This is a genomic window from Candidatus Liberibacter asiaticus (assembly GCF_000590865.3).
Classification (GTDB): domain Bacteria; phylum Pseudomonadota; class Alphaproteobacteria; order Rhizobiales; family Rhizobiaceae; genus Liberibacter; species Liberibacter asiaticus.
Genome location: NZ_CP010804.2, coordinates 1,197,157 through 1,211,285, shown reverse-complemented (window position 1 = coordinate 1,211,285; position 14,129 = coordinate 1,197,157). Strand labels below are relative to the sequence as shown.

Sequence of the window (14,129 nt, the reverse complement as noted above, 5' to 3'; positions counted from 1 at the left end):
TAGAACATGGAACAAGAGAACATACAACTGAAGGAAGGAATTGTTGATACTTCAGTTTCTACAAAAGGCGAAGAAATCAATACAGACCCTTCTGTGAAAGAGATGGGATCTAAAGTGGAGGTATCGGAAGCTAAATTCGATAGCAAACCTGATGTCTCAAAGAAAGCATCTTTATCTGACAAGCTTTTTAGTGATGAGAAGGTAGATATACCGAAGGATTATACGATTGATTTTCCTAAAGGTGTTTCTGAAGCTGATAAGAAGCAAGCGTTAGAGAGTTTTGTTAAAAATGGTCTTTCGAAAGCTGATGCACAGGTATTGACAGATTCTTTAGCTAAGTCGTTTCAAGAGCATATAAAGAGTCAAGAGGAAAAGCACAACAGGATATTTGATGAAGACATTTTGAAGTTAAAGCGAGAATATGGTTTGGAGGGATTTTCGCAATTAAACAAGAAAGTCAAAGGTTTTGTGAAAGAAGTGGGATTATCAGGCGAAACTTTTGATAATTTTATCGCTGTTGCTGGAGCCTATAACGCTTTTAAACTGTTAGAGAAACTATCACGTTCAACTCGGGATTCTAGCTATTCACCTCCACCACCTTCGCAAAGAGGTTCCCAAGAGGCTGATAGGGATTTTGATAAGGTTTTTGATACCCCCGATTTCGGATCAAGGGTTTTGTCTGGGGATATGGAGGCGACAAAGACCCTTCGGCAATGGGCCGAAAAGCAAGCAACACTTAATCAATAAAGGAATAAAAAAATGGCTACAAAAGAACAATTAGCAACTGCTAATATATATGAATTTAAGAAACATGTTGAGTTAGCACTTCAAGAGACTAAATCGAAACTTCGCCCAACGGTAACAGAACAAGCAACGGAAGGGGAAGCATCGGCACTGGTTGAAGTGTTTAAACCTACAGAAGCTCATGAGATTGTCGGGGATATGCCTGATACAATCTATAATGCGACGGATCAAGATAGACGTTGGGTTGGTCATAGCCAATTCGGTTGGGCAGAACGCATTGATCCGTTTGCAACCCTTGATTCAGGTATTAATCCGTTATTGCCATATGCATCGTTAGCGACAGCAGCGATGCATCGTAAGCAGGATGAAGCGATACTAAAAGGTATGCTTGGAGTTAATAAGAAAGGTAAGATAGGGGCGGAAACTGAGTTTTTTTCTAAAGAAAATATACTATCTGCGGTTGAAGGGGATGATTTTTTCAAAACCTTTATAGGACAATTGATTACTGCCAAATCGATATTCCGAAAACGCTATATTGATGTTGATTCTGAGCAAGTTTATGTTCTAATTCCTAGTGATGTATGGGCATCGCTATTTGCCTTAGAAAGGGCTACTTCCAAGGATTATATCAACACTGCTGCTTTGCAAGCGGGTAAAATTGAAGCGTTTGCGGGTGTTTGGTTTATCAACATGGAAAAAGTTCCAGGTAATGATTTGTTTCCTGCTGGAACAAAATTTCCCGGACTGATTGACGGAAAGGTTGAATACCCTAATGGCAAAACTACCGTGAAATATTCTGCAAAATTTGAAGATACTAAGATTAAGTATGTTCTTCCAATTTATTGCAAATCGGCGGTGGTTTTCACACAAAGAAAAGCCATTGATGTACAATATTCTAAAGATCCTGGTAAATGGCATGCCCCTCAAATCACTTTAACCTCATCTTTTGGAGCAACGAGAATAGAACCAGATAAGATATTAGGGATTGAGATATCGAAAGATTCCTTGAAAGGTGTGCCAGTGCTAAAAGGAACTAAGGCTGCATAATGACGGAACTTGAGATCTGCAATTGGGCTTTACGCAAAATAGGAGAAGAGCCTGTTGAGACTTTAGAGGATAATTCCTCTCGTGCTTTGAGCTGTAAGGCTCAATTGCAACCTCTTCATTCATCTTTATTACGTCGTTTTGATTGGAGTTTTGCAACTTTTTGTTATTATCTCTCGCCTTTAGAACAAGAGGATGACGGTCAATGGATCTATCCTCTTCCCCGAGATTGTCTCAGAATATTAAAACCGCAAAATCCTCTTTTGAGAGGGTTGATGTTGTATTCCTCAATGGAGGAATTTTTAGTTTTAACCTTTATCAAGAAGGTTAAAATAGAAGATTGTGATCCTTTATATTGTGAAGTTTTGGCGTGTAAACTGGCTTTGGAGGTTTGTGTACAAGCCAGAGAGAATGAAGGATTGAAGAATTCTTTAATCCGAGATTTTGAAGTAGCTTGGGATAATGCGGTATTATCTTCAAGTAAAGAACGTCAAGGAGAGCCTATTTATTATGACTAAAGCGATTCATTTTAAAAACTCTTTTGCGTCTGGTGAGGTATCACCCTTTGTTCATCAATCAGGTTCAAATTTGAAAATTTATCAAAGCTGTTTAGCTCATTGTCATAACTACATACCATTGCGTACTGGGGCTTTAATGAGAAGACCAGGTACACGGATTTATCATGTTTTTGATGATGTTGATAAACCACAACGTCTTTTTTCTTTTGTGAAAGATGCGTATACGGCGTATATTATAGTATTAGGATATTTAAAACTTCATATATTTGAACGACGAATGGGTGGTTGTTCAAAGGTTACAACTATAGAAGTTCCTTATAAAAAGGAAGATGTGAATGAGATTGAAGTAGCTCAAAACATTGATACATTATGGATGGTTCATCCAAAACATCCACCCTGTCAATTGGAGCTAAAAGGCAAAGATTGGGAATTTAAAGAAGTTTTATTTAAACATGTTCCTCCACTTAAGGAACAGTTTATTGATGATAAGAAAGTTAGCATAAACCTAAAAACTCCATTTGAGAATACGGAAACAGGTAAAACGGGTATGGTTTCGGTTGAGGCAGATGGAGAGATGTTTAAGGAGATGGATATAGGAAGAGAGTTAAATCTTGGATTTCGTCCTCAACGATGGATACCAGATACGTGGTATTTGGATAATTCCTATGTTGTGCATAATGACCGATTGTTGAAATGTATAAATAAAGGCAAATCACAATCGACTGAATGGACGTTTTCTGACAAAGAACATCAGCAAAAGGATGGAAGTTGTTTATGGGAAAAAGTCGAAAGCACAAAAGGTAATGCCCGAAACCTACTGATCTGGGTGACAGGTGTTATTAAGCGTTTTAAAACGGCTAAATGTGTTTTGTTGGAGCTTAAAGGAGCGTTTCCATTGCAAAATGATTTACCGACAAAGCATTGGTTATTAGGAGAATGGGGACAGAAAGAGGGCTATCCGTCTTGTATTACCTTTTTTGGTAATCGTTTAGTGTTAAGTGGCGGTAAACACAATCCGCAAACGGTTCATTTCTCAAAATTAGATGATTTTACTGATTTTAATCAAATATCTGAACAAGGGGGAAATACAGATTTAACAAGTTCATTTTCAGTTTTATTAGGTTCAGATGTCAGACAGGGTATTCAGTGGTTATCCCATACAGATAGTGGTTTGTTAGTAGGTACGGAATCGGCTTTGTGGTTGATAACACAGACTAGTCAAAATGAGGTTGTATCGAAAGCGACGGTTGCGATTAGGTCTATTGGTAATTTTGGTAGTATTGCCGTTTCCCCGATTTTAGTTGGTTCTCATTGTGTTTTTATTAAAGATACAGGCAGGGATTTAATCAGTTTGGTCGGGAATAGATCGGCGGATAATACTAAGACTGAATACCGCTTTAGGGATTTGAACCTATTTGCAGAACATATATTAACTAAAGGGGTTTGGGAAGCAGTCTTACAACAAAGTCCATATTCTATTATCTGGGTGGTTTTACGAGATGGTAGATTAGTTGGATGCACATTTGATCCAGACAATGAGGTATGTGCATGGCACACACATGATTTAGGAGGATTTTATACCCAAATTCATTCCTTAACCAGTTGTGCTAGTTTTTTAGATGGGCAAGATGATCTGTGGCTTTTAGTTGAAAGACTGGATGATACAGGCAGAAAAACCAGATCCCTCGAAAAGTTGGGTAATTTCCGTAGAATGAACACATATCAACCTGTGGATGTGATTGATGGATATTCTAGAAAGGGATGAGAAGGTATGAATCAAGGATTAGTGAGCATTGCGGTTTTAAGTCTATTTTTAATTGGATGTGATTTAGGCGCAGAACGCAATGATATCAAAAGTGTACAAACAGGACATAACAAAATGGCAGATAATAAACAAAATATTACTTTGCAATACCTAGATAGGGAAGTAAGGGATTTAGAGACCCTACTTGAACGAGCTAAGAACGGATTAATTCCTTTAGACGAGCAGGAATATGCGATGAAATTGCAAGAAAGGGTCCGTAATGAGTTAATTTGGTATGTTTCTGCCAACAACAATAATAGCCCGGAAAGAACAAGGAGTCTATCAGATCGTTTGTTTAAAGTTGAGGAAGGATTATTTGATGCCTTTAGTGCTACGCTGGAACGTTATAGCGGTCAGCTAATAACTGACACTACCAACAAAGAGGCGCGTATTCAAGACTCCGAAAAAACTCTAGATTCCATTTCTAGACAGGACGCATGGGAAAAGACTTCTTCTTTACGTCGAATGCTGGAAGAACAAAAGCTTTTGATTAAACAGGTTAGAGATAAAGATATTGAGAAGACTATTGCGGAAATTGAGAACTTTATTAAGGATTCTGAGGAAAGACTTAAGAACGCCATAGAGGCACGGAAGCGTAAGGATTATGAATTATCGCATCTTCATATAGAAAGGTTTTATAACCGATTCTATATGATTGATGACCTTATGAACTTTGCTAATACTCGTATTTGGACGCTTAGGGGTAATACCAGTTTATTAATTAATTCTAAAATTAAGATAATAGCTAAAGTGAATAAGCTAACTGGTGATGTTGAAAACGTAAAATTTATGGAGCCTAGTGAATTTGAGTATTTAAAAACATCTCCTTTAAGTCAGGAAGAGGGCACGAAGCGTGCTATTGAGTTATTAGATAAAGCAGCAGGTTATTTACAAGAAGCAATAAAAGAGATGGACGCTAAGAATTACCTATCCTCACATCGTCTCATCTCAAAAGCCCGCAGAATTAATGAGAGAGCTTCAAATTTTATTAAATTTTTGAAAACCCGTTTTCCTAATACGTTTGGTTCGCCAGCTTTAGAAGCTAAATTCGGTATTTATAATGATGTGTACCGTGATTTTCTAGCGAAGATGGAGGGTTCATCTTCATCTTCTGGCTCTGTTGATGTTAATACTAGCACATGGGATAAAATAAAGGAGATAGATTCAAGTCTCAAGAAAGCTGGAGAGGTTGTTGATCAAGTGGATAGGGAAATAGGGCTTTATCTCAAATATCGTGATAGAGAGGTTTTTAAGAGCACTTCTGTTTCTCAATCCTCGATTGATGTAATGAAACAAGAAAGTGAAATGGTCAAGGTATCGTTAGATGGTTCTATAGTGCCTTACAAACAAGGAGATTCTATAGTTGAGGGTGAGGGAATTGGTTATACATATACATCATTAGCACAACTTCCTAGTACAGATACTGGAGAAGCTTTTAATGGGTTGGGAGGTAGGAAAAGACGCGTTGTATCAAGTAGTGTCCGAGTTTTAAACGCTCAAGGGTTAGAGGTAGGAACGTCTTTTGACAAGATGTATCCCGTTAAAGGGCTGAAAGACGAAGCGAAATCAGGTGAATTTAATTGTCCGCTTGGAGGAAGTTTTACCTCGCAAGATGGATTATGTTTACGTCAAAAAGGAGCGAATACAGGAGCTATAACGGCTGTCATAACTCATTTTAGTACAGGGGGCTAAAATGGTAGGATTATTACCTTTCTTTCTAACTGGGGCTTCAGTTCTATCCAGATTCACTAAAGGTATTTTGGACTATCAAGCGGATGTATCGCAAGCTCAAGCACAAATTGAAACAGATGAGCAACGTAAGAAGCTTGCACAGGATAATGCACATCTTGCGGATTTGGAAACATTAGATCAAATATCGCAAAAGCGGAAAGAGCATGTTTATTTAAGTTCTAAGATGCGATCACAGATGTCTGCTCGTGGACTATCCCCTGTTACGCAAGAACTATGGTTAGGACAGACTTTAGCGGAGATGGAGCGAGAGATCCAGACTATTTTAGGTTCTGGTCAAAAGAAAGTTCAGCGCTATGAGGATGAGTCTGATTGGTTGCGTGGGAACATTAGTAATTTGGTTAAAAGTCGAAGCAATATGGGCTGGAAACATGCATTTGGCACGTTTGCGGATTTAGTTACTTTTGGGCTTTCTAAAGGTTTAGGAGGATAAGGTGTCAGAGCTCGTTCCGTACATATCAAGGGCGACCCCATTTGCTCCTGTTAAAGAGCATGTGCAACAACGTTATAGTCCTGATGAGGGATTGCGTGATATAGCTAATAAGTTAAATCAATCTACCAAGTTAATAGAAGAGACAGTAAGGAGGCAATCGGCGTTTAAGGCGGATAGTGAGTTTTTGCAGACTACGGTAGAAGCGGAAAAGGTATTTAACGAGAAGCTTCAAGGTTTGCAAGGGGGGAATGAGGAAGAGGTTAAGAAGAATTTAGAAAGTATACTGAGCAACGATATTAAGCCCCTATACGGAAAGATGCATGAGAAGCTAGATTATCCTGAAGTAAGACGTCATATATTACAACAGTCTAATAAACAAATGGCTCGTTTTCAACTGAAGGCTAATGAGTATAAATTGGGCTTTCAGGTTCAACGGACGGAAGAAGGTATAAGAGAAATAGAGAGGTCGGTATCTAACTCTCTTCTTCTTGACGGCTCGGATAGTAATTATAGGGAAAAAGTACAGTTTGCAAGTGACGCTATTGACAAACTTCCGCTTAATCCTACTACGAAAGATGCTAGGCGTAGAACAACGAGGGAGAACGCCGCTTTAGCACAGGCACAACGGTATATGGTCGACAATCCCCAAGTTTTCAGCTCTTTTATACAAAAGCGAGAAGGGCAAGGTTCAAAGATTGATGACAAATCGACGATAGCGGATATCGTTGATAACACTCCATTAGATACGTTTTCTGTTAACGACACCGTTGTTGACAACACAAATCCTTTTGAGGGTTGGAAAGATTTAAGTACTCAGAAGAAGATAGCGATTTTGAAAGAAGTGGCAAATGCGAGTACGACGGGCAAGCAAGAGGAAAGATCTAGGGTAGGAACGAAGATAAAGAATATAGCATCATTTTTAGAGCGAGGTATTACTCCTAAAAATATTCAAGATGCGGATTTATCTGAGGATAATTTGCGACATTTGTTTGGTAATACTCGTGGGCAGATGTTATCCTCTCAACTTCAAACTTTAAAGGAATTTGCTCCTAAAATTAATCAGATATTTTTGATGCCTAATGATCAAGTAGAGACAGAGTTAACTAAACTTAAACCAGACGTTCAAAACTTAGTTGGAGCGGAGTTTAAAAACAAGTTGTATTCGGATGGTGTGAAGGCTGTTTATAAGAACGACAAGGAAAGAAAAGAGCATCCGATTAAATGGGCTATAACCCACGGTTTAACCCAAGAGATGCCTGATGAACCTTCCAAATGGGGGGATTTTTTTGTTCATAGACGGGAAGTTTCGCAGACATTGAAAGGGTTTTATGGAGTTTCTAGTCCGTTAATTTCTAAAGAAGAGAGTCGTAAACTAACTCAATATCTGGACAAATTGGAATCAAAGGACGTTGTCTCGCATTTGGAAGACTATGCTGAACGTCTCGGTGGCTTAAAGAATTCTGTTTGGATTGAGGCGATGCAAAGTCTTGAGCATCCTGTTATGGGTGAGGTGGGATTGCTGTTAAAGGATGATCCCGATGTAGCCTCTGATGTTTTACGAGGTTATAAATACCGAGTTCGTAATAGAGGTGAGAATATACGAGATATAACAGGTGAACGTTTTGATGCATGGTTTAAGGAAAGATTTAGAGAAAAATACGGAAATGTTTTTGCAAGTATTGGGGATTATGGGGATGCTGAATTTGACAGAGCATCAAAACTCGTCGGTTATCATCTCGCAGGGGAGCTTTTATCCGATAAAACATATTCGTTTCACGAAGCTCCTACGCAGTCGCTAAAAGAGTGGGTTTTGAGGCAACCTGCATCCCAATACGATAAAAACCTCCAACATTCTTTTGAAGCTGTCGTAGGTAATATCCCTGTTCCGATGGGGGATTTTAAATCACCTCTTATTCCCCCTCGTGGCATGTCTTCTGAAGATTTTACAAACAAGTTTACCGCTGTTGCTCAACAGGTTTTTGAAGAGTCTGGGCTTTCTGGAAAGGAATACGGGTATGAGAATATTGGACCCACTTCTGATGGATCTGCACAGTATCTCGTTAAGTTTGGAAGGGAATATATACACAATCCCAAAACGGGAGCGCCTTTAGTTATAGAAGTTTCACCTTATTCGATCGAACATGAGCAGACGATACAAAAGACACTCAAGGATAGCACGGCTGTAACGGAGGAAAAGAAGAACAAGACCGTTAAACGAATTCTCGAAAATCCTAAGGAGGGTCAACATGTTACTGAGAAGTGATTCTGAAACAGAGAAGCTTCTGCAACAAATAAAGCATGCTATGGATGCTGGCTTTTATAGGTATGATCCACCAAAGAAACCAGACTATGGATTTTGGACGAATATCACTAATGACGTTGCTAGTATTCCTAGCGAGTTTATCAAAGGAACGGCAGAGGGACAGGTGGATGTTATAACTTCGATCCCTACTTCTCTTGGCTATTATACCCCTCATAATAAGATTACCAGTAAACCTTGGTATAATGTTGTTGAAGACGTGGGTGTTATGGGTGGTGTCGCTCATGGCATTGGTCATTTTTTATCAGCATTTGGGACAGGTTTTATTCTATCCGCTATTAACCCAGTTACTGCTCTTGCTTCCCCCTTCATAGGACTAGCGACTGCATCATCCGCATCAGGGACGAGAAGATATAAAGAATTAAGGGATGAGGGGGTTGCGCATGAGACTGCCAAGATAGGAGCTTTAATAACGACAGGAACTACTTTTGCAGGAGGTAGTGTTTCTGGTGTTATTGGTAAATCATTGGTGTCAAAGGCGGTTACTGGCGGGGCGACAAATGTTGCTTTTGGATTAGGGGAGCGACAAAGCATAGGTGCGTATTTAGATTATAAAGGTCACAAGGATTTAGCCCAACATTATAGGGAAGTGGATGGTATCCATACAACGACGGAGTTTATTATCGGTGCGGGATTAGGAGCGTTGCATGGTAAAGGAGGGAAACATCCGGATATCAAACCTTCTGATGTTGATATAGCTCAAGTGGTTAAAAGAGATATTGATGATATATACCATTCTGCTCCTGCTATTGCGACTACCTCTAGATCGGCTGAACTTCATGCTCAGACATTAGAACAAGCCATTGAGAAAATGAGGCGAGGCGAAGAAATTAATGTTGATCCAAAGTCGATAGATTTAATGACCAAGGATATGATTACCAAACCTGAAGTAGAGTTCAGTCCTGAGTTGAAGAAACAGTTAAAACAAGGGGAGGATTTCCTTGCTCAGCAGGAGGTTTCAAAACCGAAAGCTTTAAAGGAACAAGACCCTTTATCTTCTCAAGTTCCTGAATACGAACGTAGATTGACCGATTTAGAACAGCAATTTGCTCATGAACCAGGAATTAAAGAGCATATTACCAGAGATATTGAATTGTCTAAAAAGGATGTATTCACCGTGGCTCTTAACTGTTTATTTGGAGTGAAATGATGAAAGAGGAATGTATTAATGCAGTTCGTGTAGCGGCTGGTGAACTTAAGTTAAGTGATGTGGATATTGAACATATCGAACATCATATCCGTATAGCTTGGGAGCAAGAAGGTGTAAAGCAAGCTGGTTTTGCAGATCTTCCCCTTGATCAACAAATTAAGAGGGTAAGCAAAAAAGCCAAAAGTTCTTTTTTCTCTGATTCCGATCGTTATAAGCCTTATGAGTTGTTATCCACATTTAAAGGGGAAAACCAAGTTACAGAGTTAGGTCATCGTCTTGCCCATCATGCCACTTCTGGCGGTTCGATAGAAATGTCGATAAAAGGCTTACGATCAAAGGTATTTGATAGGTTTAAGGACTATCACACTTATGGGACGAAGGCTTTTGGTTTTAAGAATGATGTCAATGCCCATACTGAGCTTCTTCGTGCTCTTCGTGGTGATAAAGGGGTAAATCCCGAGGCATTAAAGCTTGCAAGTATCTTTCATGAGACGATGGATTTTCTTGTTAAGGAGGCGAAAGCCGTAGGTATAAAGTTTAATCCTCGGGATAACTATACGCCACAACCGATGGATTTTCGGAAGATATCGTTAGTGACGAAAGATGAATTCGTTGATCGCACCCTTCCTCGTCTTGATTGGGCAGAGTATCAAAAAAGAGGACTGGATAATGAAGGATCATTGCGTCAATTTGTTGAAGATGTTTATGAGACATTAGCAAGTGAGGGTCGTAACAAGGTTATTGCATCAGGAGGGAAGGATCATTCTGGGATTTCTCTTGGAGGTCGATTACGTCAAGTTCGTCAACTTCACTACACCCCTCAAGGTTTGGTTGAGGCGATGAAAGAGTTTGGTTCTGATTTGACTGTTGAAGGAATGATGAGTCGTTCGTTTGATAATCTCATAAGGGATATTGCCATAGCTCGTGAGTTTGGGGCTAATGCAAATGAGAATTTTAACTTTGTTTTAGCAAGTATGTTTGAGAGAGATCGAGAAGATATTAACAGTCGTTTAGAAGGGGATAAAAAAACAAAAGCTCTTAATAAGCTGAAAAAGGAAGAGATGCAAGTCCAAATGGATTGGGATGGATTGACAATGGGAAGAAAACAACCTTCTACCATGGATAAAATTGTTGATTCTGCGACAGCTTGGATGGTTATAACTAAGTTGGGTAGCCAATCGTTGTATATACCTAAAGAAATTATTGAGAGTGCTTTTATGGGTTCTCAACGGATGGGATATACGTGGAAAACGAATATTGCGAATATTTGGAATGCTTCCCCAGTGGCAGGCAAAGAGAGAAAAGAATTTATAAAAAGTATAACAGTTGGTTTAGAACATATGGCGACGGGTTTTACCCGTGATTTAGAAACAAATAGTCAGTCTGTTCTCGGGGTTATGGCGAAAAAGACCATGGATTGGCAGGGGTTGACCACATTAGATAACATGATGGTGCGAGGGTTATCTGCCACCTTACAAGATTATGTCGGTGGTTTTACTCGCAATTTTAAAGATATGGATTCATTAAAAAAGAAAATAGGCGAACAATCTTTTAAAAGTATAATTGACGAACATAGATTTAATGAACGTGATTTGAAACTTCTTTCTTTAGCAGATACAGAAAGTTTTAAAGGCAAAGGCACTTATTTAACGGATAAAAACATATACCGAATTGATGATACTAAATTAACTCCGTTTCTCAAAAAGGGTGAAGACATTTATAGATTAAAGAGTGATCTTGCGAATAAATACAGAACTTTTATTTGGTCAACGGTGCAAGAACATGCAAGGGGCTCTGTAGGTTCTACCATACAGGATAAACGATGGATAACTGGGAAAGATGGAAGTGTTAACAATCTCGCTCGCTTAATGGGACAGTTTCTTGTCATGCCGATATCATGGTCAAGAATGCATCTTATAGAGATTCCGAGTTCCTTAGTTGGAGTGTCGTCGCAGGTATACAGAGCCAAAGCTTTAGTCATAGGTATATTAGGGGAAGAATTAATCAGAAAAACTCTCGTTCCTCTTATTTCTGGGAAAGAGCCACAATTGGATTTTAGTGATCCCACGGAATACATCAAAGCTCTTATTAATGGAATAACGCATTATGAAAGATTTTCGCCCTTCAACAGTAGTGGCTGGGATGTATTAGGACCTTGGTCATCGCAAGCAGGGAAATTAGCGATTGCAGGTAAGGAGGCAGTTTGGGATGAAGGTACTCGGAAACAACGGGGTAAAGCTCAAGCTCAGTTTGGTAAAGAGTTGGTAAACACTTTTGTTCCGTTTCAAAACCTTTGGTATGCGAGAGGTGCGTTTAACCATTTTGTTCGCAATTCTATCGATGATGTACTGAACCCAGGAGGCAGAGCCCGAGCAGAGGTGTATAGACAGAGACAAAAATATAAAAAACAAAGGAAAAGGAATGGATGATGCAATATAACTTCGAACAATCGAAAGATGTGTCTTATCGTCTTTTTGGCTCTTATTTTGTTATTCCTTGGACTGTTAAAGATCCAAGTAGGATTCATGCTGAAGTTAAATATCCTGATGGCAACAGGGAAGAATTAAGTCCTGAAAGAGATTTTAAAGTTGATGTAGACGAAAGCAGTTTGATTTTAAGTTCTAAAAGGTGGATTAACAATAATAACGCTTTAAGGATTTTCGAAGGTGAGAAACAAACTTTTAAAGAATATAACTCTGATAGCCCCAGAGCTCCTCATAATCTTGTTAAAGAAGCGGATTTGTATCCTTTGCATACTAGATTAGATGGTGTTGAAACTATCGTTTCTGATCTTAACAATATGAAAAACAGGATCCAAGAACTAGAGAAGATCGAAAGCAAAAACGCACAATTGCAGAAAAGAATTGATGATCTTGAACAAATTGATTTATCTGAAATGGCCGTTTTAACACAAAAGATGAATAGCGTAGATGGAATAGTCAATGATCTAGCTACTCAAACGAAAGATGTTGGTCGTAAGCTAGAACAAATTGCCTCATCTAAAGTAGAAGGTTTAGATCCACAAACACGAAAGTATCTACAAGATATACAAACGCAGTTAACGTCGGATACGCTCACGCTTCAACATGATGACACTAGAGGGTATGATTCATCTATACGTTTCAAGGATAAAGATGGGGCACTAGGTGGTTCGATCAAGAGAGTGGTTAAAGGGGATATTACGGGTCTATCTATAGCAACAAAGAATAAGAGCGGAAGCCTTGTAGATCGTGTTAAATTCTATGACGACAAGGATGTCTATATCCACGGTCAGTGTTTCATTAGGGGAACTGATACCTCTATCTTTGATGAAATAGCACGACAACTAACACCTCGTTTTCTAGGTTTGCTCCAAGGTCGTACAATGGTACGAAGTGCCAATCTACGTGTAAGAGCTTCAATTGGTGATATAATATCAGGGAGTGATATAGAATATTGGGCTTATCCTTCAGAAAACAGCAGTGGTTATATATCAGTTAGTGCTACTCAAGAACACACAATGGCAGTTAGTGCAGAAAACGCACGTAAAAGATGGAGGATTATGGGTAAAACTGACAGTTATTACATCACACTGTATTGGTTACAAGAAGTTATTAATTTTGATGACTAAAAGACAAGAAGATCATTATATTACAAGAGAGGAATTTATTGAATTCTGTACTAATTCAAATTCTAAACAGGATTGTCTTATCTCTCAATTTAAACTTTTTGAAAAACACTACAGAGAACAACAAAAAGGTGTCAATGAGATTTTAGACATACTAAAAAGTGTGAAATGGCTTTTTTCAGCTTTGAAGAATATAGCAATCGCCGTTACTTCTCTTACCGCAATCATCTACGGGCTATTGAACATTAAAGGATGGTTTAAACAATGATACAATCTTTTTTAGCAGGAGGACTATTCAGGTTTTTACTGCGTTTTATTCCTTCAAGTTTTGAGAGAATAGTAGATGTGGTGTCAGAATATCTGACGAAGAAACAATCGCTTGAATACAATAAAATGCAGATTGAATTAGCTAAGATTAACACTTCCACTCAAGTTAACCTTGAAGAAATTAAATACGGTATTGAAGAGCTTAAAGCTGATAAACCCATCAGATTAGCAAGAGTAAAATCTCAAAATGTTAAGATTGATATTAAGTGGATTAATGGCTTTAACGCTCTCATTAGACCTTTAACGACTCTTTTTTGGATTGTTGTTTATCCGTTATTAGTCTGGTGGAGTGTAAAAGAGAGAATGTTTAGTATTGATCCTCTAACGTTGTTAAGTCCATTCACACAGGAGATTATCGCTTGTATTCTTGGCTTTTGGTATACAGATAAGATAGTCCAGAAGAGATGGGGGTAGAGCTTTATAATTGATCATA

General features: G+C 38.7%; 12 protein-coding genes. All 12 read left to right on the top strand.

Features of this window, described 5'->3' with window-relative positions; genetic code table 11:
• The first annotated feature begins 6 nt into the window (after positions 1-6).
• From CD16_RS05500 to CD16_RS05445, 12 genes are read left to right on the top strand one after another with little or no spacing between them, the layout of a single operon-like run.
• Positions 7-747, top strand: a complete 741-nt coding sequence (locus CD16_RS05500; protein WP_016062866.1) for a hypothetical protein — start codon at positions 7-9, stop codon at positions 745-747.
• A gap of 12 nt (positions 748-759) precedes the next feature.
• Complete coding sequence (locus tag CD16_RS05495; RefSeq protein ID WP_031935148.1) at positions 760-1,791, top strand: phage capsid protein; 1,032 nt, start codon at positions 760-762, stop codon at positions 1,789-1,791.
• Positions 1,791-2,306, top strand: a complete 516-nt coding sequence (locus tag CD16_RS05490) for a phage connector family protein (protein WP_015453042.1) — start codon at positions 1,791-1,793, stop codon at positions 2,304-2,306. Before CD16_RS05495 ends, CD16_RS05490 begins: the two co-directional genes overlap by 1 nt.
• On the top strand, positions 2,299-4,071 hold the full coding sequence (locus CD16_RS05485; protein ID WP_031935147.1) for a phage tail protein: 1,773 nt from the start codon (positions 2,299-2,301) through the stop codon (positions 4,069-4,071). The genes CD16_RS05490 and CD16_RS05485 overlap by 8 nt, the downstream gene beginning before the upstream one ends.
• Before the next feature lie 6 nt (positions 4,072-4,077).
• Complete coding sequence (locus CD16_RS05480) at positions 4,078-5,802, top strand: hypothetical protein (protein WP_155714016.1); 1,725 nt, start codon at positions 4,078-4,080, stop codon at positions 5,800-5,802.
• A 1-nt stretch (position 5,803) separates the two neighbouring features.
• Positions 5,804-6,292 (top strand): hypothetical protein, encoded by a 489-nt coding sequence (locus CD16_RS05475; protein WP_015453039.1) that lies wholly within the window; start codon positions 5,804-5,806, stop codon positions 6,290-6,292.
• A gap of 1 nt (position 6,293) precedes the next feature.
• Positions 6,294-8,555, top strand: a complete 2,262-nt coding sequence (locus CD16_RS05470; protein WP_016062858.1) for a hypothetical protein — start codon at positions 6,294-6,296, stop codon at positions 8,553-8,555.
• A complete protein-coding gene (locus CD16_RS05465; protein ID WP_031935145.1) occupies positions 8,539-9,762 on the top strand; it encodes a hypothetical protein in 1,224 nt (407 codons plus the stop codon). Before CD16_RS05470 ends, CD16_RS05465 begins: the two co-directional genes overlap by 17 nt.
• Positions 9,759-12,191 carry a hypothetical protein gene (locus tag CD16_RS05460; protein ID WP_244611799.1) on the top strand — a complete coding sequence of 811 codons (2,433 nt, stop codon included), beginning with the start codon at positions 9,759-9,761 and terminating at the stop codon, positions 12,189-12,191. The genes CD16_RS05465 and CD16_RS05460 overlap by 4 nt, the downstream gene beginning before the upstream one ends.
• Entirely contained in the window at positions 12,188-13,372 is a 1,185-nt protein-coding gene (locus CD16_RS05455; protein WP_080723996.1) for a hypothetical protein, read from the top strand. Before CD16_RS05460 ends, CD16_RS05455 begins: the two co-directional genes overlap by 4 nt.
• A complete protein-coding gene (locus CD16_RS05450) occupies positions 13,365-13,637 on the top strand; it encodes a hypothetical protein (RefSeq protein WP_015453034.1) in 273 nt (90 codons plus the stop codon). The genes CD16_RS05455 and CD16_RS05450 overlap by 8 nt, the downstream gene beginning before the upstream one ends.
• Positions 13,634-14,110: a hypothetical protein gene (locus CD16_RS05445; protein ID WP_016062852.1), complete on the top strand. Its 477-nt coding sequence runs from the start codon at positions 13,634-13,636 to the stop codon at positions 14,108-14,110. The genes CD16_RS05450 and CD16_RS05445 overlap by 4 nt, the downstream gene beginning before the upstream one ends.
• Positions 14,111-14,129 lie beyond the last annotated feature (19 nt).